Consider the following 20,836-nt stretch of genomic DNA (forward strand, 5'->3'; position numbering starts at 1 on the left):
GACCAAATGCATGTGCGGTAGAAATGATCTGGGCTCGGTGACGCCGATGCCGGCTTGAATCGAAATCGCTTCGAATGAGAGCAGTTGCGACGCTATATCGTCCGACGAGAAACCCGGTCGTGGACAGGCCTCCCTGCCATTGTGATGCGTTCACTGTCGACAAGTTTGTCTCGATGTCAGGTAAGCTCCAGCTAAGGTTTATCGCCGGGTCACGGTAGGGCGGCAGCCATTTTGCGCCTGCACTTGGTTACTTCGAGGGCCTTGCTCGACCAGGCGGCTAATCGCTTCGAACCGGGATGGAAGTGCCTCATCACACCGGCCCCCGGCGCTCTACCAGTCCGTCGAAAACATTCGCTGATCCCTGCAGGACGAGCGTCGCAATCGACAAGATCGCGAACGGGAAGCAGAGCAGTGCGGCTTGCCACCACTCCCAGTGCCAGCCGTGATACGCCCCATAGAATGAAACAGCTGCCGCTACGATCGAGCCGAGCGGTGCCAAGGCGAGAATCAGGAAGTTGATCAGGCCGACCACGAACCCGAAGCCGAGCCAAAGCTCAATTCCCTCGAAATATGCGGCAAGCTACACAATTCCGAGGGTCAAGTAGCCGATTGGAAGAATCGGCATCTGCAACTCCGCTCGAAGCAAGACCCTCGGCTGGTTGAGGAACCTGTGATGACCCCAACCGAAAGTCGAATCTAAAGTGCATACGAATCGCACCGCAGCCGCCCCGCGGGGCGGCCTTTTCATTTCTGGAGTGAGGCGTCACTCTGGAGCTGGCCTTGTCTATCACGCCGTTCGCCCACCTCGTTCATGACATTCCCCTGCACGACCACACTGGCAAATGAGGGCGACGTCGAAGGCGGATAGCCGAGTTCGCCGGCGCCACCGTCAATGACGGTCAGGCCTGCTTTTCCGAACGAGAGGCGTTCACCCGGCGTCAGCGCGGGATCGCGTGGCTGGCTGCAGGGCCCCTGATGTGGCTCGCGCCGAGCGGGATGGCCGTCGCATCATCCTTGCAGATCGTGACGAGCTAAGTGATGTCGGCTGCCTCCAGCTTTGTCTGCCGCCGGTGATCGGACCACTGTCGCTGGCTTGAAGCTGTGAAGGAACGTTCTCGTCATAGCGCCAGCGACCGTTTTAGATCGTCGTGCTCGAAGGCGCTGGCCATGCGGTTGATTTCGGCCGAGCGGGCGCCGACCGCCTTAGCGGCTTCGCGCCAGGTTGCCGTTACGCTCGCGACTTCTTTGATAATCGTGCGGGCCTGCGGCAGCGTGAGTGCGAAGAACTCCGATGCGGCCTCCAGCAGGTCGAGCGAGCAAGTGCCCTCGTCCAGATCGATGTTCGTCGACAACACGCGGGCCTTGAGATCAGTTGGAACGGGATTGAGGTCGTATGCCGGCGAGAGAGACCATCCTGCCTTTCCCAGCCACAGGAAACCGTGGTTGCGGAGGTGATCGTCGACATTTGAGATCAGCACGTTGAAGACGACACGCTGATAAAGGGCATGGGCATCCGTTTTCCCTTGTGCGCCGTGTTGAGCAAGGGCATCGACGATCTCCGGATAACTGCCGCGCTCTCCGTCTTTGGCGCCCATCATCGCCATCGCCGACAGGAACGGGATGCGGATCGCACCCTCACGATCGAAGCGCCGCGACAGCATGACCGGCTTGCCGCCGACGTCGATCAGTTCGTGCTGCGGAGTGGCGATACCTGCCTGGCCAGCGAGCCGCAGTGCGATCTCTTCCCAGGTCTCCATGCTATAGTCGTCGGTCTCCTTCGGGAATTTGGCGATGGAGAGGTGACCATGCTGGTCAATGACTGAGGCCTTCGGACGCCCGCCGCCGAGCGAAGAGCCGGGGGCAAAGATGAGTTGGAGCTCCTCATCTGTTTCTTCATCCCGGAGAAGCCGCTCGGTGATTTGGAGCAACCGGCCGAGTTCGATCAGGGCAGGCACGCCGGCCCGGGTCGGCGCCTGGAAAACACGGTCGCCGACCCAGCGGAAACGGAGCGCGCCTAGCCGGCTCTCGTCGGCGACGCCCAGCAGATAGTCGCTTTCCGCGAGGGTGCGAACGGCACGGCCCTCGTGTTCGGCGAGGCGGCGCTCGGCGCGCTGCATGAGGCGGCGGCCCCAGGTGTCCGGCGCCGAGTCGCCAATGGAGCCAAAGATGGCTAATCGGGCGGGAGGAGCGAATGCGCCGCGTGTCAGTGCAAGTGCCGGCTCCAGCGAGAAGCGGTCCGGATCCTCAAGCCATGCAGCGTCGTACTCGAAGAGGATGGTCTCCGCGCCTCTGACGCGATTGCTCCTCGCCAACCCTATCGGGCGCGTGCGGCCGTCCAGATCGATGTGCACCTCGAAGTCAGCCATCGTGGGATGGTCCGGTTGGCCGCTTGAGGTGGACGTGCTTGGGAAGGTGCGCGCTGGCGAGGGCTTGGCCGACGCTGTCGTTGCTGATGTCGGCGACCTGACCCAGGCCGTCGAGCAGGCCGAGCGCCTGCAGCACGCCAGCGTAGATGCCGATGCCGACGCTGGTATCACCAGCTTCGACCCTCTGCAGGGTCGACCGGGACGTGAAGGCGCGCTCGGCCACGACCGCCATCGGCAACCGTCGGCGTCGACGGGCGTCATGGATGTCCGCCCCAAGCTTGCGTAGCGCGCGCCTTACCGCAGCAGGAGGATTGTGTGGAGTAGGCATTGTTGATGTCTTCCTGCTTCAAATTCGATGAATATGTAGCACGAAGATCACAATTTTCCTAGATGGTCGAAGCGCAACCTCAGCAATGATTGGAGGTGTATTTGTACCGCAGTCGCGACGGCGCGACTTGGACAATTTGGACGTTCGCAATCGCGGTTACGATGGCTCTCACATCGCAGGCTCGCTGGGCGTCCGTCAATCTAAGTGACGCGCCACCTGTCTCCGCCAGGATTCGATCGACCGGCAACTCTGGTGCGAGGGCGCGGCCTCGGTCGAACGCTCCCGCAGCACAACTTGCGTTTGATGACGATGACGCACGAGCATATGTAGCCGGCGACTCTGGTGCGTGATGAACGGGACGCGCCAATGCCAGCGTTCATCGGTTATCCAAACAGCAGGCGCGAGCGCCTCAGTTGCCGTTGTCAAGTAACGCGTGTTCAGATATCGGGCCTTGGAATACTACAATTCACCAAAAGCAAAACCCGCCACAGACCACCCTTCGTGGTCTGACTCTCATCCACCTTCGGCAAATATTACACGCCAACAGGTTCGACGATCGTGCACCGACCACGTCTGAGCAGATCGCCTTGCTTGCCTTGTTGGGTCGTCACGAGGTTGAAATTGGCCGGACCATCCAGAAAAGGAAGATTCACGCCCTTTTCACCGTCCGTAGCCTCAGCTGCGATCAGTGAGAGGGCGAGGGCGCGCCAGCCCAGTTCCATCGGCTTCGCATAAGTCGAGGCGATCTTGGGCGTCCCGTCGGGTGAAAACTTCCAGGTGATGACGTACTCTTCGTGTGGTCGATTGTCGCGGTGCCTGGACCACGAAAAGAAAGCGTATTCGCTTCGGCCGGCTCCTCCAGCAGCGCCCCAGGTTCGGGGGACCAAGTGCGCTACTTTCGCGACCTTGGAAGTTTGTTCTACGCTTTCAGCCGTTTTGTGCTCGCCAACTCGACTTGACTTGATGCAGGAGAGGGTTGTCGTTTGCGCGAACACTACAGCTTGTGGCGGTTAGGTCAGCCAGACAGAGCAGCAAGAAGCCCAGACAGAGCAACAGCGCGCGTTTTCCAACCATCTCCTGCTGCCCGGATCCATCCGTTCTGTCTCGAGGCCTTTCCTGAAGGAGGCCATAGTCACGCTGTTCACAGCGTTGAAAGTTAGCGGCAACGTGACGGAGGCGCCCACCGGTATCCGGTCGAGTCGACGCGGCCCCTGTCTATGTCACGCGCCGCTAACCTCAGTGGCCGGCCACGGCCATGCTTGAAGGAGGGAGGGCCCCCAGGCACGTCGACGGCTAGCATTCTTCGTGCCAGCCGATGGTCAACTGTTCGCAACATGTTTGTGTTGGCCTTGTCACGCCGTTTTTCGCCAGAGTGGAGACATCGGCTGGAGCACTGGCGATGGCGCCGTCCGGCGATCCTCTCGGGGCATTAGCTGGACAAGGCAAAAACGAGCATTTGCACGTCATTCGGAGGCTTGACAGGGAATGTGCAGCGGGCCGCTCGATCATCGCGTTGCGAAGACGACCAATCGAACAGTTGGGAACACGACATGCGCAAAGAAGGTAGCGAGCGTTACCGGGATGCGGATCGGGCGAAACCGCTACACCATTGTTATTTTCGCTATCGCGCGCGACCGGAAGCCCTGCCTGCGGTGTGCCGAAAAACTTAGGCGAGATCCCAAATGGCTCGAGACAGCGCCGACTTCTTGAACTCGCGCCTTCCGCGGCTTATTGAAGGCTCTAATCTTGCCTCTCCCGTGAGAACCTCTTTCGAACGCCATGCTGCCCATGTTCTGCTGTATCTACGAGCCGGTGGCATATGGTGCGGCCATCCGGGACGAAGGCACTGGGAGCGCGGAGGTGCAGTCAGGACGATGCACACAATTGGCTGCGCGCTCGTCGCGCTCGGGGCGCGCTGATCGAGTTCGAGTTCGTCAGACGATAACGGCGCTCCGGCCTGACCCGGCCGGCGCGAGTAAGGCGGCCTTCTATTTCGTGACGAGCAAGTGCTGACGCTGGGCGTCTCGCGCTTATCCCTTCTTTAACCTCAGTAAATCGGGAGGGCGTTCAAAAACCGCGGCCTCCCTCGCCGGAGTATAGTCATGAGCAGCCAGACTGACCGACACATGCACCTCGCGGCCTTTTGCGGTCAGCCTGGCAATCACACTTCCTCCTGGCGCCACCCGCTGGCCGCGACCGCCTCGATACTTGAACCTTCCTTTTACCAGGAGATCGCGCAAATTGCGGAGCGTGGACTGTTTGACGTCGTGTTTCTTGCTGACATTCTGGCTTTGACCGAACCAAAATCAGCCGCTGGGGCACGAGAGGTTTTGCATGAGGTACCGTTCCGGATCGATCCCTTCGCAGTCCTGCCTATCATGGCAGCCGCAACTGAAAAGTTAGGTCTCGCAGCGACTGCCTCCACCTCCTATAACGAGCCGTTCAGCATCGCCCGCCGCTTCGCCGCGTTGGATCATCTTAGCCACGGGCGGATCGGCTGGAATGTAGTGACTACCGCAAGCCAGCCGGAAGCACGTAATTTCGGTCGGGAGACAAATCCCTCTCATGCAGCGCGCTACGCGCGAGCCACAGAATTCGTAGATGTGGTAAGAAAGCTCTGGGGCAGCTGGCAGGATGACGCGCTGATAGGCGATAAGGCGAGCGGTGTTTATGCCGATCGAGCGAAGATCGCTACTGTCGACCATGCCGGCGAATATTTCAATGTCCGGGGCCCGTTGAACTTGCCAAGGCCTCCACAAGGTCATCCCGTTCTGTTTCAGGCAGGAACTTCCGACGTCGGCAGGGATTTCGCAGCAAGAACGGCAGATGCCGTCTTCTTGGCGGCCCAAACCCGGGACGAGGCAGCAGAAGCGCGTGAAGCAATTCGTTCGCTGTCCGAACGCAATGGACGCTCTGCGTCAGACATTCGGTTCCTACCAGGGGCGCTGATCTTCGTCGGCCGGACATCCGACGAAGCAAAGGAGAAACAAGCAACGCTCAACGATCTGCTGACGCCACACGCAGGCATGGCACTGCTCAGCGAGCTCCTGGATACCGACCTCTCGGAATTTCCAGCGAACGGACCGCTCCCCGAGCTCGACATCAACGCCGTCACAGGCATCAAGAGCCGCTATCAACTTCTCAGGGCGCTCGCAGATCGCGACGGCCTGACCTTGCGGCAGGTCGCCGAGAAGGTCGCGAGCGGAGCCGGGCACAGGATAGTGGTTGGCGATCCCGCGGAAGTGGTTGATCAGCTCGAAGATTGGTTCGTCGCCGGAGCGGTCGATGGCTATACGATCATGTCTCCGTATATGCCGCAGGGTCTGACCGATTTTGTCGATCTGGTCGTCCCGGAGCTACAAAAGCGCGGCCTATTTCGAACACAGTATCAAGGCCGGAGGTTGAGAGATCATCTCGGCTTGAAGCGACCGGCTCACCCACTTCGATAAAGTGCGGTTGTTCACGATTGCCTCCGAACGCGGTTCCTCTGGATTGAGACGCCAAGTTCGATTTCGTCTTTGTTGATCGTCAGCGAGGTATCAACACAACAGCGAACAAAAGGTTTCAACCCGTTTCTTTCGTTGTGCCGCTCAGAGGCTGCGTTCGAGCTTGATGTTGTACTCGCGGACTTTGCGATAGAGCGTCGGCTTTGAGACTTTCAAGACATCGGCGGCACGCGTCATGTTGAGTTCAATGCAACGAGTGTTCGTCGGACGATGTCCCGCTCATAATCCTTCAGCGGCCGCAACACGATTACACGATTATGCGACCATGACGCCCGGCCCCTGCGCCAAGGCATCTACCCCTGTGGCAGTCCTGTCGCATTTGTGGTTGTGCGACAATGCGATTTTACGATTCATCGTGAACGCGACTATGCGATTCTGCGATGATGGCAGGAAATCGACGTGGACACGCATCGGTGCCGCGTGGCCGAATGAAGACGGCAAGGGATTCAACATCGTGATCGCGCCGGGCGTTGCGGTCTCAGGAAGGATCGTCTTGCGCGAGCCGAAGCCGCAGACCGACCGGGAGAGCGATTAGATGGTCGCTCCGATAGCCCGAAGACCAGCTTGTCCTGGAAGGTGCGATTGACGTCCGCGAGAGGCGGAATTCCCGCAGCGCTTTACGGCCGCGCTCATCCTGTTTGCGAAATGCTAAGGCTCTCCGACCGGAGAGCCTTTTTGAGTTGAGCGTGCCCTGCGGGCCGGGCTCTAGGCTTCGCCCGGAGCCGGTCGTCTCCGCCCATTCGGGTCACGATCCCTCACGCAAGGTATATTGAACCCTTCGCCGGAGGCACTCGGTCACGCCTTTGCCTGCGGCATCGCTGTCACTAAGGCGCGCGCCGGGTGCCTTTTTAGACCGGTCTCAGGGCCGGAGAACGGTCCTCGCCTTGCTGCGGGCCATACTCCTTTTTTTCTTCGGCCCTGATCGACACGATGAAACTGTTCGAGGAATAATCCCGAATCCGGCATTTGCGTAGGTCTTCGTTCGGCGGCGTCCGAGTGGCTGCCGACTACCCGGTCATTAAATCTCTAATTAATCAACGTTTTTTGGCCGATCGTGGCTGAAAAGCTCTAGTTTCGCGCGGAATCGACGCTTACCTTCAAATTCTGAGTCAGAGGCCGGTCGAAATGCCGAAATCACATCAATTGTTCGAGTAGCGACTCCACGCCTCGCGCTTCGTCGACGATGTGGGTAATTGAAAGCCTCAACGGAGGGATACTGTCCGAGCTTCATGCCGCCATAAGAACCGACAGAGCACGTCGGCACGGCGACTATTTTCAACCCTCGCGTAAGAGCCTTCCTAAGTAGAAGGGGTCCCGAGCTGCGCAAACTTTAGTCCACCTCAAGAATCATTTCGACTTCGACCGCGGCAAGGAAGCGCCGCCACGCCTAGCGAGGAGCGGGCATCTCTGCCAATTGATTCCCCGAACGCATCGACCATCAGGTCGGAATATCCATTGACCACCTTGGCTTGGTCAGCGAACTCATCGGCCGAGTTCACCATGCCGACCACCTGACTACGCGTTTCACCCGATCGAGGCTACCATGATCAGGCCGGCCTGCCGTGCAGCTTCATAGCCTTGTTCGACGGCCAGATCCCGGCCGAGATTACCCTTCGGCTCGCTTAAGACACTACCGGCCATGAACAAGAGATTGCCACTTGAACCGCGTTGACAAAGCTGTCGACCGTCGCCGCAGCAGCCGGCAGTGTGATGTTCTTCTCTCTCAAGCGCGCCTCCGCGCTCGACGAATTCGCTGCCTGCGCACCCTCAAATGCGGAAGCTAAGATCACCAAACAAAAGGCGATATACCCGCAAAATCTTCATTAAGCGCTCCCGCACTTACCTATGAACGTACATCTCTAAAGTGGCCCTACGAGCAGTGATACCGCAGTTCGCGTCTGTTTCAAGCATGCCCAACTCATCGTTCGTGCGCTCCTCGCAACCAAATCATCTGCATCATTGATGAAGCAGACGCTCAGACGATCACGTATCCAGCAACGGTGTAAGAGCGATCAAAAACGCGACTTCCACCAGGTTTGGTCTACGTCCTCGTAAAGAAATCCCAGCCAGTCACTTCATGAAAGTGCCAGTCGGCCCCCACGTAGTACATCGTCCATCGAGTTGGAATCGTGTCACCCGCTATACGGCCATGCCAGATCGTCATTGTTCTGCAGGTCGGAGCTGTAGATGAGGTCCAATTGACGTAGAGGTATATTCTGTTCGCCGTAACGTTTCCCGCTGCAGGGTACGGATATCCCTGGCACGAAAATCCCGCCGCGCTATTCACATACGCTCCCGTGAAGTCTCCTGTTGGTGCGTCTAGCGTCGGTACCGAAAGCACGGAGCCCTCTGATTCACCTACGTAGAAGGGACTGGCAGCTGCGCGTGCGCCCGTAGCGATACGATGGCAAGGAGCAGCAACGCAAACAAGCGCGTCATCATAGTGTTCTCCTCGGCCGCTTCAATAAAGCCAGCTCGGTTATTGATCCGGCTCATGAAGAACTGGTGAGCTGCCCGAGTATCTCCCCCGGCGTTCCGCCCAACTCCGACAGGACTGATAGCGTGAGGCTTACAGTCATCCTCGCTCGCACGAGCTTGCCACTAACGATCGGTGGTCACCAAGCGTTAAATTTCAACGGAATTCACCGACGAGATCTGGTGGTTGACATGGCAAGTTCGCGATTTCAACTTGGTTGCCGGAGCCTTAGCTGCCATTAATTGCTAACGATGCTTGGGCATCATTACTACGGGTGGATCACGCACGAACGCGACCACGTCCTTTGGACCGCACTCACGAATGAATCTCGCCTTGGTGTCCCGCTCAGCTATATGGGGTGTCCCGCTCGGCTATATGGGGCTCAATTGCGACCGCGAATCCAAAGTACTATGTCGCTCGATCCAATTACGCGTCTTGGATAGTATGGGTTTATCGTTCCAGCTAACATCGTAGTCAAACGTGCAGGAGGACTGTTCAGCAGTTCGCTAGCAAATTGTTTTGCGTCAGCCTCGCTCGGAAAAGTTCTGGTTTCTCGAATGGGATATCGATTTGGCCGCTTCGATTGATTAAAGGAAACATACCAAGTGTGTCGTAGCCATATCCGTTTCGTGCTCATCGGCCGATGATGACTTTATGTCCAAGAACCGACCGACGCATGCGATGTAGCCAAGTCGGTACAGCGTTTTCACTGACGATCGATAACCAACGAGGTCGTAGCGCCACCACCCGGTCAGTTGCGATTATTAGTAGTGATTGTGTGCGACAATTGTAGGGATTTGAACCCGCACGTTCTTGTAGTTGACCAGCGCAGCGTTCTCTTGGCCGAATCGCTCTCGCAAACCGACTTATGCCGGTCGCAACGCTTGAACCGCGATTGAAAGGCAGGAGAGCCAAACTATGTCTCCATTAGAAGCAATCGCCCGTTGGCTAGAAGCCCAGGACCTGGATACGCAACTGGAGGTCGCCGCATTGCGACATTCCTGCTCTTCGGGGAACGTGCCGAGCTTATACGTGGTACGCCGGACCAGCTCGAAACTCTTCAACGCTGGTTAACCGCCCCAAAGTTGGATTCGCGGGCCGCCGCAAGCCCGTGCTCTGACCTTCCGGGTTATCTTCGAGTACTTTGCGGAGGGTGGAATTGCAAACGACGGATGGAAGCTGAACGCGACGGCAAGTATGCGGCTGAGCGCAAGGCGCAAAGGAAGCTACAACTATTGCCGGCCCGAAAGGAGAACTGCTTTCGTGTTGCGAAATCTTGGAATGGCTTGGCTGCAACTTATTTAACACGCCGGGCTCTTATCGGAGCGCCGGCGATCCTCACAATCGTGGGCGCCGGCTTACAAACCGAAGCCGTTATCAAGGTCTTGCTTGCGCCGGCCTCGCTTGCAATTACGCTGGCGCTGCTGCTGATGCTGCTGCGGATCCTGGTACTGCCGACACGTATCCAACTAATGAAGCCTATGCGGCGCTTGAAGAGGAGGCGAAGCAGCGCCGCAGGGCCGAGGCCATGGTGAAGCGCTTCAGGAGATCGAGGCCCACGAGGCTCAGATCCGACAAGCGCAGAAGATGGAAGCTATCGGCCAGCTCACCGGCGGCGTCGCGCACGACTTCAACAACATCCTGTTTGTGTCCTTTGACATTCTTCTATGTCCTAGCACAATTGCCTCACCTCGCGGAAGCGGTCGCCGACGCTGACGACGGCCAAGCCTAACCATCTTGGCAGTTGGGTTATTGGCGAACGCTCTATGCGCGGCGCGCCGCCCGGCGGGGCGCGCTGTTTCTCATGTCGGGCACCGCCTTGATGCTGAGAGGGAGAGGTCGGCCGGAACGAGTCTGAGCCGGCGCGGTCCGAGAGAGAGCGCCGGCCTACTCGCCCGTTCCCGCTCTAGCCGATCTCGCCCGTCCGCGCGTTCCCGAGGGCGCCAGCATCATAATCGCTGCGGCTAAGCAGCTCCTGCCGTATCTCGAACGTGGCCGACGCATCGAAAGCGCTATCTTGCGCGCCCGCAATGGAAGCGGCCTTCGGCGCATCCCGATGCGAGGGCGCCTGGAATTGGAAGATGGCCTATGACGCTTGCGAGGTCCCATCGTCCTGCCTCTGCGCAAATCCGGAAAGGCGCTTTTCCGTAAAGCCGGCTCTGCGGCTTCACAACTTTCCGCTTTGGGCAAGATCGCAGGCCTTCTACCGACCCACACGCGCCGCAATGCCGAGAGCGAGACTTTCCAGCAGTTCTCGACGCCGATCCCGCTCGGCCTGGCTGCTCTGACCGCGGCCGCGATTACGGCAGCGGATCGCGTGCTGGGGGCCGTCCGCAGGCACCGGGCTGCTCGTCATCCTCGCCGAGATCGCCGGCGGCTCGGCTGAACGAATTGGCCGAGACCCGGGCCAGGTTGCTCTCTTCCCTCGTTCCGGCCATTTCCGTCACGCGCTTCGATGCGGTCCAAATCGACGATCGATCCCGCCATCGTGCCGAGGGTCGTGCTGATGAACCCGCCGTTTTCGGCGATGCCGAGCGTCTCCCGCCGCGTGGCCGACACTGCGTACCGCCACATCGCCTCAGCGCTTGCCCGTCTTGCTGACGGCGGCCCGCTGGTCAAGTTCCCCGGCGCAAACTTCTCAGCCGAAGCCCGGCCTGGCGCGGCGCATTCGCCCGATTGCACGAACGCGGCCGCATGGTGTTCACCGCCGCGATCGCCGGTGCGGTCTACGTATCAAGCACGGCACCACGATCGAGACGCGCCCCACCGTCATCGACAAGGTGCCCGTCGATGACCCGCGGGCGTTCCCAGAGCCGCCGGGAATGGCGCCCGACGTTGTGACTCTGCTCCGCTGAACCACGTTCCACCTCACCTGAGTATTGCATCAACCGGCGCGCTTCCCATGTTAGCGTCGCCGGCGCCGCACACCGCGCGTAGCTATCTCGCACGGGCGGCCGCGCAGTCGGCTAGCCTCGCTCGCCATCGTAGCGGCTGCGATATTCGTGCAATGAATTCGGTTACCCTGTTCGATGGCGCCGGAATTGCAGAGGCCTGCTAGCGCATAGGCAGTGCCTGCGGAGCGCAGCAAGATGGATGGTTGGATAGTGACAGTCGCTCTTTTCAAGAAAGATAGCGACGACGACGAAGAATATAGGCACGTAACATACGTGGTAGCCGTCGCTGACCCCTCAGAAGCGGTGAGGAGGACCGTAGCAGACTGCGGCGCAAAGGCCGCAATGCTCAACTGTCCAATCGAAAAGGAGCAGTTGCAAAGGCTCGGCTTGGAGCCGGGTGAGCTGATGGCGATACATGATGACGAGATTGATCCGATCCCCTTACGTCCCCGGCGTCATTAGCAGCGCGTCTGGTTCCGTCCAAACCGCGTCGGGTTAACGACATGTATGTGCGGCCCACACCTTACAGCACATCGGTTCCCTTCGTTCTCTGACTGGCACGCGGGTTGCTGAGCCAGGTATGGCTTGGTCGCTTGTTGAATGACCCTCATGAGGGCCAAGCCTGTTCGCGCGGCGGGCGTGCGGGCGGCCGTCAGCACCGTCCGCACGTCTTGCGCATATTGCACGTCGCCGCTGTGCTCTGTCGTGTTCGTGCCGTTCTGGCATGCGAGTTGCTGAGAGGCTTATCGGCTTGGCTGTTCTTCCCGCAACTCAAGACAGACCAAGCTTGGCGTAGCAAACTCAGCGCGGATGGTTCCTCCAGACGCCCGCGCGCTTTTTTCGGAGCCGCAAGCCACATGGTCTTCGGCAACAGGGGCGCTGTGGAAATCGTCCGTGACTCGTGAAGAGGGCTTGGAGATCGCGATAGCATCGCTCAAACAATGGTCCGAATGGAGGGCCAAAACGAGCGTCGTACTTGCGGCGATTACCGAGGCTCATGGCGACTAGGCCGCCACTATGGTCGAAGCTCTCTTCACAAGGAGCGTGCTGCAATGGACAGGCTCAAATTCATTCCAGCCTTCGAGGCGGCTATTCGCTCCGCCGATCCCGCCAAGCTCGCCGCACTCCGAGATACCATCCGCCAGCGTGGAGGCCCTGACGAATTCGCGCTGGCGACCACTGAGCTTGTACGGAAACATCCACTCACGCTTTTTAGGCTGATCAAGATCATCTCCGACGCCGCGCATGAGGAGCATCGCCCATGAGCATCAACCCCGCCCGAAACCACACCATTCTCATCGCCGACGCGGCGGTATCTCTCGTCACTGTGGCTTGCGCAGCATGGCGGCTATATGTGCGGGCAAACAGAACGACCGAAGACATCGACCAAGGCGAAATACGCGCGCGATGGCCGATGCCATCCGTCTTTGATGGCCTGATGCGCTCAGTCCAATTGCGCCGTATTGACTGAGGTCCGCCGCCATGTCGCCGCTCATCATGATCGTCGCCTGGACGCAACTAAGCGTTTTAGCTACGATCAACATCACTGCTCAGCCCTCAGACAATATGGACGAGTGCCGGAAGATGGGCGAGGCAACGATCAAGGCCGCCACTGTGAAGCCCGGCTTTTCGGCCGCCTATGTCTGCCACGACACGACCCTTCAGCGAGGATTATCGGGTGCATTAGGCGTGGTCGCCTACCAGCAAGAGGATGGCGGAATAACGATCCTAGAAGGGTACATGTCGACGCTGTCGGACTGCAAGGTTGCTGGAACGGTAGCGGCCGGCAGCAAAGTTGTTCCCGGCTCAACGGCCTGGGCGTGGGCTTGCTACGACCTCGCAAGCTTTCGACGGTAGGCGATCAACGTGTCAGTCTTCGCCGCTTATAGCGCGCATCATCCACGGATGAACGCCGAGCGCATCGTTGATGCGACGACAAGATCAATTGTCGGGTTCTCCGATTGCCTCTCGAGGCTGTCTATCTATGAGCGGTCAATCCGGGCGAGGCGAGCCAGTTTCTCTTGCCTGATAGAATCTGAGCCGCCGCACATTCAAGCCAGTAGCGCACGAGCTTTCCTGCGCCAGAGCATGCCATCCGGACACGTCATTAAACCACAGGCTATAGCCTCACCCGCCACAAAGCCTTCCCAGCGGCCCGAAGGGTCGCGATCAACACGAGCACGCTATCCAAGATGCGGAGTGGTGCGCGGAGCGTTGCGGGTTTTCATTTTGCACCCGTGACGAAGTCCGATCTTGCTTGCATGATCTCGCGCCGCAGTTTAAGCAGCTCGGACCGTTGGCAGGCCCTCCGGGTTTTCGGCTCGGTCCAGCCGTCGCGATCTCACCATCGGCATTGCACTGTCGATGAGGTCGCGGCTGCATCCGCGCTCGATACCCCAATCGAAAATCGACGACCGAAAACCGTGCACGGTGACATCTTCGCCGCCGTGAGCCCTAAGCGTGCTGAGCAATGCGGCGCCACGTCGCGATGATCGGCAATCAGTTTCCGGGCTTCGGAGACCACACAGCTGCCATCGGCGCGCGAATGATCGCGATCCCATTCCGCGTGTCATTCGAAGGTCGCGAGGATGCCGAGTTGACGGCGAAGCTCCTCACGGAGTTGCCCGGCATCCTCAACTTTGCTCTTGATGTTGGGACAGCCTGCGCGAGACGGGTAAGTTCATGGTTCGCATAAGCATCCGAGGACGCCAAACGACCGATTTTCAACTCGAACAACCGGGTTCGCGGCTTCGTCGCCGATCGGTGCGAGGTCGGGCCAGAGCTCATGATATCGAAGGATGATCTCTTCGACGCCTACACGCGTTACTGCATCTCGGCTCGCGCGTTCACACTCTCGCGCAATGTGTTCTTCACCAAGCTCAATACAGCGGTTATCACCTTGCAGGATGCACAGGCGGGTAACGACAGTGACCGCGAGCGGATGATCGCCGCCATCGGACTGCGTGACTTCGACGACCATCACGAAGAGGTTTTGGTTTGATCAGAACCTCGTCGGGCTTGGCATCCCGCTCGAAGACGCGATCTTGCGTGACCCGATCACCGGCAGCGACGTCGAAGCCATCGACAACGAGTTCCCTGGCTGGAGCGCTTGATCCGCCTGTGCCGCGCGTTCCCGGGCCCGGAGGGCCACGGGGGTCGGGGCACGCGCCGCGTAACGCTTCCTCAATTGCTGACATCGTGCCCGTTGCGAGCCCAAGGGCCTCGGGAGCCGCCATGCCGCCAGAAGCTATCGAACCGATCTCGTTCAAAGAGGCGAACCGATACTCCGATCTCGCCGCGATCGGGCCCGAACGGTAATTGCCTCGCAGCGCACGGATTCGCTACCGGACAAGTTCTGTCGAATGTCTCGCGCGTGATGCCATCCCGCTCGGCCCACAGCTAGCGCTGTCGGTGCAAATCCTACGGGAATCGACGGATTCAGATAGTACTATGTGCTGGATGGCGGTGAAGGCGTCGGTGCCGCTGTGATGATGTTCGAGGATCGCGAAAGCGGCGATGCAGCGAACAAAAAGGTCTTGGAGTTCGTTCAAGCGAGTCCGCATGACCTCAATCTTGGAGACCCCGAAATTGTCGCGGGGGACAATGGTGAATATTCAATCTGACCAGTAGCGTGCGCCTTTCCATGGAGCAACCCGTCATGGCGCCGAACGATAAGCTCCGTACTGAGAGCCCTAAACACTAGATTAATTCAGCCGCAGCTGGAATCCTCTACCTGTGCGCAAATCCTTGGAAGTGAAGATGGAGAAAAGCTGCGCAAAGGGGCGAAGGTCAGCTCTGAATTGAATGACGAACCGCGGCAAACATGCGGTAGAAATTCTTGGTCTTGGATAAATCGCGGCTCCTGCTTCACGCAATGCTCGGCACGAGAGCACGGAGCAGGGTGTCAACCGAGTTTGTTGAAATGCGTGGCGCTAGATTGACGAGATGGTGAACTGTGGGTTTGAACCTCGGCATTCCCTGAGCTAGGTGGGATTTTCGGTTCCGTCGGGATTTCTGGAATATACCCCAGCTGCCGCTATAGGGCGGCTACCGGCAGGCGGGCGTAATCCCAATCTCACAGTCGACTCACTCAGCTCGGCCCACGCGTTGCCCGACCGCGAGACCGCGGTCGGACAAATCTCAAACAGCCCATTCTTGAGCGATGGCGCTGCCGTGTCTATTATGGCCCACGCCAAATCAAGCGGTGTGTTCGTCAGCGCTCGATGGGCGGAAGCGTCCTCTCGTTCCCGGTTTTCCTCGACGGCGGAAGCAGTCGCCCTTGTCGGCCGTTATAGGCAAGTAGGCGCAGAGCTCTCGATCGATACTGTTACTCAAGGGGCCTATTTGCGGTTATACTCACAGCCGCGCCGTGGTGGTGGTGGAAGGCGAAGCCGTCAGACTTCTATCTCACGGAGCCCACCGCCATTATCATCCTCGGACCACCGCTCCCTTTACTCGTCATCGGCTTGGTCTGTTGGCTGGTGTTCATGCTTGCCGCCTCTGCGCTCCCGGTCTTCGTTGGCATGACGATCGCCATGTTGGGCTTCCATACCGGTGCCGGCTTGCTCGGAGGCGTCGCAATTGGTCTCGTGGCAGGCGGACTAACCTTCGGTGTCACCCAGCTTGCGCTCGCTCTCGCGCTATGGGCTTGGGAAGCTCGGTGTGCCCCGGCTAGAATTATTCGGCGCGGGCCTTGCAACCAGCCTCGTTAACTGTGGGGATGTTTTTTTCTAGTTTGGTGGTTCGTCAGAGTGCGGCGCACGTTTCGTGACTATCATTTGCTTACGCATGCTCTGTCCTTCGATTGGCCTCTAATGCGGCAGCTGATAATCGTGGGGGCCGATCTCAATAGCCTCTCTGATCGGCTATGGTGCAACCTCGGCCGCGGCTCTCCTCGCGGACCTGGTCAGCACTACCGCACTTTCCGCTCATAAGATCGCGCTTCAGGTCGCCGTGATCTTGTTCATGATCTCTTTCGGGATCAGCATGGCAACGGCTGTGCGCGTTGGCCATGCGATAGGCCGCAACGACGGCTCCGCGGTCAAGCGAGCAGGCTTAGCCGCCCTCCCGCTAGGGCCGATCGACATTCAGGATTCCCAAGTGGCTTGATCGCTGATTCATAGAGTTCCGTGATTCGACACGGAGCGATGATGACGGCGAAGCGCTATGAGCTGACCGAGGGGCAATGGGCGAAGATTTCGCCACTGCTGCCGGGGAAAGCTGGCGACCTGGGACGTACGGCTGCGGATAATCGTGTGTTCGTCAACGGATGTTTGTGGGTTTTGCGGTCGGGCGCACACTGGAGCGACCTGCCGGAGCGGTACGGCAAGTGGAAAACGGTGCACCAGCGCTTCAGCCGCTGGTGCCATGCTGGCGTCTGGGAGCGTGTGTTTGCTGCTCTAACTGCCGATCGCGACAACCAGTATCTGATGATCGACAGCACTATCGTTCGCGCCCACCAGCAGGCGACGAGCGGAAAAGGGGGGCCAAAGATCAGGCGCTGGGGCGTTCCCGAGGCGGACTGACCACCAAGATCCACATGCTGGCCGATGCGCTCGGCCGTCCGCTCCGCTTCATCGTCACGGCTGGGCAGGTTAATGACATCACCCAGGCGCCCGCACTGCTCGATGGCCAGAGCGGCGATGCCGTGCTCGCCGACAAAGCCTATGACAGCAACGCCCTGCGTACGCTTATCGCGGAAATCGGCGCAACGGCGGTGATTCCGTCAAACCGTACCCGCAGGATCATCATTCCGCACGACGCCGACGCTTACAAACAGCGCAACCGCATCGAGCGCTGCTTCTGCCAGCTCAAACACTTCCGACGCTTGGCAACCCGTTATGACAGGCGCACCGCCAACTTTACCGGCTTCATCCATCTCGCAGCTGCGATGATCTGGATGCAATGAATGTCGATCGGTCCTAGATGTCGCGATCATTGCAGTGCTGACGCTTGCGGTGACCGTCGTGCGCTTCGAGATCGCCAAATTATTTATTGCTGGCTCGACTGGCAACAGCCAGGTGGCCCGTGACTTTGCGACCAAAGCCAACTGACGTGAGGTGACTGGTCGAAGGAGCAACTTGCACAAAGATACGACGCAGGATCTGCAAGGGGCCTCCCCCTTCGAACGCCCGCCAAATCGAGTCCCGAAGGGCGCCCCCTCTATTCAAGCGCATGTTTTCGTAGTCGACGATTGCTTGGACTCTGGCTATTTGAACTTTGATCTCAGCGACGGAGCTCGCGCTGCGAACTACGATGGAACCAACGTCAACATTCGCGAATTGGGTGCCGTTTGGTGGCGCCGAGCAAATCAGAATCAGAAGGCAACTCCCGACCTGGATTCCGAGACGCATCAATTCATCTCGTCCGAGTGGAAGTTCGGACTTGGCTCCGTTTGGCAAAGTGAATTTAGCGGCAAATGGGTAAATTCGCCGGGGGCAGATCAAAGGGCCACTTCTAAGACGTTCCAGCTTCGCATTGCTAGGTAATGCGGGATGCAGCCGCTTTATCGAAGCACAGCAAGCGATGCTCGTTGTTCTTCACTGTTGCGCAATCCATCATTCGCATATTGGCCTGCGGTGCATCGGCTGCCAAGGCCGGCAAAGCTGAAGATAACATGATTGCGGAGCAATAAAGGTGCGAGAACCATCTCTGCTTTGGGGTTGCCTGCCTACGGTTCATCTGCACTCATTTTTCACCAATAAGAAGGCATGGACGCTGCGGAAACTGCGCCCTGGCCAGTTCGCCCTGAAGCAGCGATGCCGTCCAGTCAAAGCGCTGTAGGCTTTCACTGTTCATCGATTAGGTTGGCTATAAGACTTATGGGTCGGGAGCCGCGCTTGCAGACCAATTCACTCAAACTTGTAGGACGCCTCTAAGAAGGTGCCCCATCGCTCCATGCTGTACTTCGCGAGTGCAGGGATCTGGATGAGCGTGCCTCGGCCGCTGCAGCCGCTGCAGTTGAATATGACATCGCTGTCGTTCTTGGTCCACATTGCCCAGTACCGAGCGCCGACGCCAATACTGAAATTTCTGCTGAGGAAGTACGACAGCGTTCCTTCGATCTGTACGCCTCCGCCGCCTTGCCCGCGCTGTTCGTAGAAAGTTGTTTCAGGACGGAGGAGATGGTTATCGCGACCGTTGAAGTCGGTCCATGGCAGGTAAGCAACATCTGCGCTCACGCGCCAGTCCTCAAACAGCATAGTCTCGGCGCTAAGGCCGACGCGCAGCGCATCCCAATTGGCATCTTGACTGCCGATGATTTGCTGGACCGGAACCCCGCATGGCCCGTACGGAAAGGCTGTCTGCACGCATCCGATCGAATCCGACTTTTGGCCGAAGTAAGTCCCACCGATAAATGCGCCCAGCTTGTAGGTGCTACCGCGCATAAAATCGTAACCGACATCGGCGGTGTAGTACATGAACCTTCCGTTGGCCTGATCTGACAGAGTGTTGCTATAGGCCATGTTGCCGATACTCGAATCCTCGTCGTTCATCCTTCCGTTGTTGAAGCGTCCGATGCCGATGTTGCCCTTCAGGAATATCCCCCAAGGACTATCCAGGCGTGCGAAGAGCTCGCCGGAAATGCCATCCAAGCCCTGATAGGTGAGCCTTGAATTGGGAATGCCGCTATCTCCGGGTATCGGCGGCGGATTCGTGTAGTCCCACTGAAATGTTCCCCGGCTGAGCCAGACCCGCGAGCCCCCTTCGAACGACCAGTCGCCCGTATCGACAACAGGCTTCATTTTGGAATCCGCTCGTCCCGGATAGGCCGATGCGTCGAACCATGCCGGCCCGCTCGTGTCGCCGCCGAAATGGTAATTCAATCCGATCTTTCCGATGTGATAGTTGCTGGACAAGCTGGTTGTGTTAGCGGCAATGATGGCAGGGGGCGGGAACTGCACCGTCGGCGGGGTCGCCAGACGCGTCCCATCGAAGCCCATGTAGTCGTACTCGAATTTGACAGACCAAGCAGGTGTAAGGGCTTGCTCGAGGCCGACTCCGACGGTCCAACCGAAACGACTATAATCGAACTGCGTTGTATGCTGAGGGAAGCCGGCAAAGCGCCCCTCGAATTCGTTGTTGTTGGCGATGTTGCCGCGGTTGTGTTGCCAGGCCATGCCTGCCTTGATGTAGCCCAGCGTTTGGCCTGTTAGGCCGAAGGCGTAACCCACACGAGCAGTCCCCGTGACAAAGGCGTTTGGACCTGCCTTGCACGTGGCGATAACAACGGCGCCCGAGAAGGCAAGGCAGCTGTTTGTGCCATCGGAGACAGCATGGCTCGCATCGAGTTCGGTGCCGAAAATCCACCTATCCGTTTGCCAGTTGTAGCCGACCTGGCCTCCGGCCAAGAATACGGGGGTGCTGACGACGTTACCATAGATCGATGGGCCGTAGGGATCACTGAAGGATGTCCGGCCATAACCTCCGCCGCCGTACACGCCAATGTACCCTCCGGTCCAGCTCCACAGCGCAGGCGGGAGCCTCGCCATCGGATCGAGATCCGCAGAATGAGCAACACCGCGTGCGGCAAGTGCAATTGCCGCGGCCCAAACAAGAACTCCAGATCGCATACCACCTCACGAACACGACGTGCGCACCATTTCAACGAACATCAAACAGCCGATGTCGTGATGTCGCTTCCATGCCGTTTATGGTCTGCAGAATCCATGCCAGTGATCGCGGTGGGACATTCCAGAATCGTTTACGCGGCAAAGCGTAAGACTGTATGTCTGCTCTGTCGGTGAGTTTGTTCACCTACACTGCGCGTCCAAGTGGGGCGCGGGGCGAAGTCGCGCCGGTCATCATCACAGGATGACGAGCAATGACAGATCTGTCAGGCTGACTACTTGTAGTGCTGGGGTTCCGGACAGATGTGTAATCAACCGGACACTGAACGATCTTTCCATCAGAGGCACGAGCAGCAGCGCAGATAGGTACTTCAGCCGAAGTGGAGCGAGAGTTCATGGCACCCCGCGATGCCGTCTTGCTTTAGGTCGCCACTAACGGATGAATTGTGTGTCAAGCTGGGCGATGCTGAGGTTGCGCCCATCGCTTTCCTCAGCAAAGCCCCGGGGGCCGGTGCCCTATGGCGTCCCGTAAGATCACGGAACGGCCTTCCATAGTCCCGGCGAGTTGCGCTAGGCTCTCACAGTCATGGCGAGAGAGCTTCAACGGACCGATAGGATAGAGCTGCCCGTTCTGCCGCGCCTGCGTCGCATACAGGCATCGCGCCGGGTGCGGCTCCAGCGGCTGCTATCTGATCC

15 protein-coding genes and 3 pseudogenes are annotated in these 20,836 nt (G+C 58.8%); 12 read left to right on the plus strand and 6 right to left on the minus strand.

The window, feature by feature from the left end; genetic code table 11:
* Nucleotides 1-310: 310 nt before the first annotated feature.
* The 4 genes from ACVMB0_RS10945 to ACVMB0_RS10960 form a co-directional block, all read right to left on the minus strand.
* On the minus strand, nt 311-532 hold the full coding sequence (locus tag ACVMB0_RS10945; RefSeq protein ID WP_461346228.1) for a hypothetical protein: 222 nt from the start codon (nt 530-532) through the stop codon (nt 311-313).
* A gap of 586 nt (nt 533-1,118) precedes the next feature.
* Nucleotides 1,119-2,366, minus strand: coding sequence for a type II toxin-antitoxin system HipA family toxin (locus tag ACVMB0_RS10950; RefSeq protein ID WP_461346229.1), 1,248 nt, complete (start codon nt 2,364-2,366; stop codon nt 1,119-1,121).
* Nucleotides 2,359-2,694 carry a helix-turn-helix domain-containing protein gene (locus ACVMB0_RS10955; protein WP_456709381.1) on the minus strand — a complete coding sequence of 112 codons (336 nt, stop codon included), beginning with the start codon at nt 2,692-2,694 and terminating at the stop codon, nt 2,359-2,361. Before ACVMB0_RS10955 ends, ACVMB0_RS10950 begins: the two co-directional genes overlap by 8 nt.
* 533 nt (nt 2,695-3,227) lie before the next feature.
* Nucleotides 3,228-3,689: a hypothetical protein gene (locus ACVMB0_RS10960; RefSeq protein ID WP_461346230.1), complete on the minus strand. Its 462-nt coding sequence runs from the start codon at nt 3,687-3,689 to the stop codon at nt 3,228-3,230.
* Between the two features lie 1,107 nt (nt 3,690-4,796).
* On the opposite strand from ACVMB0_RS10960, the gene ACVMB0_RS10965 reads away from it, so the two are divergent.
* A complete protein-coding gene (locus ACVMB0_RS10965; protein ID WP_461346231.1) occupies nt 4,797-6,143 on the plus strand; it encodes an LLM class flavin-dependent oxidoreductase in 1,347 nt (448 codons plus the stop codon).
* 141 nt (nt 6,144-6,284) lie between these two features.
* On the opposite strand, the gene ACVMB0_RS10970 is transcribed toward ACVMB0_RS10965, so the two are convergent.
* Nucleotides 6,285-6,377 (minus strand): hypothetical protein, encoded by a 93-nt coding sequence (locus ACVMB0_RS10970; protein ID WP_456854752.1) that lies wholly within the window; start codon nt 6,375-6,377, stop codon nt 6,285-6,287.
* Between the two features lie 88 nt (nt 6,378-6,465).
* Here ACVMB0_RS10970 and ACVMB0_RS10975 point away from each other — a divergent pair, with 88 nt between their 5' ends.
* The 11 genes and pseudogenes from ACVMB0_RS10975 (at nt 6,466) to ACVMB0_RS11025 (ending at nt 17,478) form a co-directional block, all read left to right on the plus strand.
* On the plus strand, nt 6,466-6,735 hold the full coding sequence (locus ACVMB0_RS10975; RefSeq protein WP_461346232.1) for a hypothetical protein: 270 nt from the start codon (nt 6,466-6,468) through the stop codon (nt 6,733-6,735).
* Between the two features lie 1,133 nt (nt 6,736-7,868).
* The gene (locus ACVMB0_RS10980) at nt 7,869-8,027 is read left to right on the plus strand and encodes a hypothetical protein (RefSeq protein ID WP_461346233.1); all 159 of its coding nucleotides are present in this window, start codon (nt 7,869-7,871) and stop codon (nt 8,025-8,027) included.
* Nucleotides 8,028-10,115: 2,088 nt separating this feature from the next.
* Nucleotides 10,116-10,326, plus strand: a pseudogene (locus tag ACVMB0_RS10985) (hybrid sensor histidine kinase/response regulator); the annotation flags it as partial.
* A gap of 298 nt (nt 10,327-10,624) precedes the next feature.
* Nucleotides 10,625-11,644, plus strand: a pseudogene (locus ACVMB0_RS10990) (methylase); the annotation flags it as partial.
* A 978-nt stretch (nt 11,645-12,622) separates the two neighbouring features.
* Nucleotides 12,623-12,835, plus strand: a complete 213-nt coding sequence (locus tag ACVMB0_RS10995; protein WP_456854757.1) for a hypothetical protein — start codon at nt 12,623-12,625, stop codon at nt 12,833-12,835.
* Entirely contained in the window at nt 12,832-13,041 is a 210-nt protein-coding gene (locus ACVMB0_RS11000) for a hypothetical protein (protein ID WP_456854759.1), read from the plus strand. Before ACVMB0_RS10995 ends, ACVMB0_RS11000 begins: the two co-directional genes overlap by 4 nt.
* Nucleotides 13,042-13,052: 11 nt before the next feature.
* Nucleotides 13,053-13,427, plus strand: a complete 375-nt coding sequence (locus ACVMB0_RS11005; protein ID WP_456854761.1) for a hypothetical protein — start codon at nt 13,053-13,055, stop codon at nt 13,425-13,427.
* A gap of 928 nt (nt 13,428-14,355) precedes the next feature.
* Entirely contained in the window at nt 14,356-14,571 is a 216-nt protein-coding gene (locus ACVMB0_RS11010; protein ID WP_461346234.1) for a hypothetical protein, read from the plus strand.
* Between the two features lie 451 nt (nt 14,572-15,022).
* Complete coding sequence (locus tag ACVMB0_RS11015) at nt 15,023-15,193, plus strand: hypothetical protein (protein ID WP_461346235.1); 171 nt, start codon at nt 15,023-15,025, stop codon at nt 15,191-15,193.
* A 1,237-nt stretch (nt 15,194-16,430) separates the two neighbouring features.
* Entirely contained in the window at nt 16,431-16,679 is a 249-nt protein-coding gene (locus tag ACVMB0_RS11020; protein ID WP_461349631.1) for an MATE family efflux transporter, read from the plus strand.
* A 41-nt stretch (nt 16,680-16,720) separates the two neighbouring features.
* Nucleotides 16,721-17,478, plus strand: a pseudogene (locus ACVMB0_RS11025) (IS5 family transposase).
* Between the two features lie 943 nt (nt 17,479-18,421).
* Here ACVMB0_RS11025 and ACVMB0_RS11030 read toward each other — a convergent pair.
* On the minus strand, nt 18,422-20,143 hold the full coding sequence (locus ACVMB0_RS11030) for an outer membrane protein (RefSeq protein ID WP_456854766.1): 1,722 nt from the start codon (nt 20,141-20,143) through the stop codon (nt 18,422-18,424).
* Nucleotides 20,144-20,836 lie beyond the last annotated feature (693 nt).

Source organism: Bradyrhizobium sp. USDA 4451 (genome assembly GCF_054822585.1).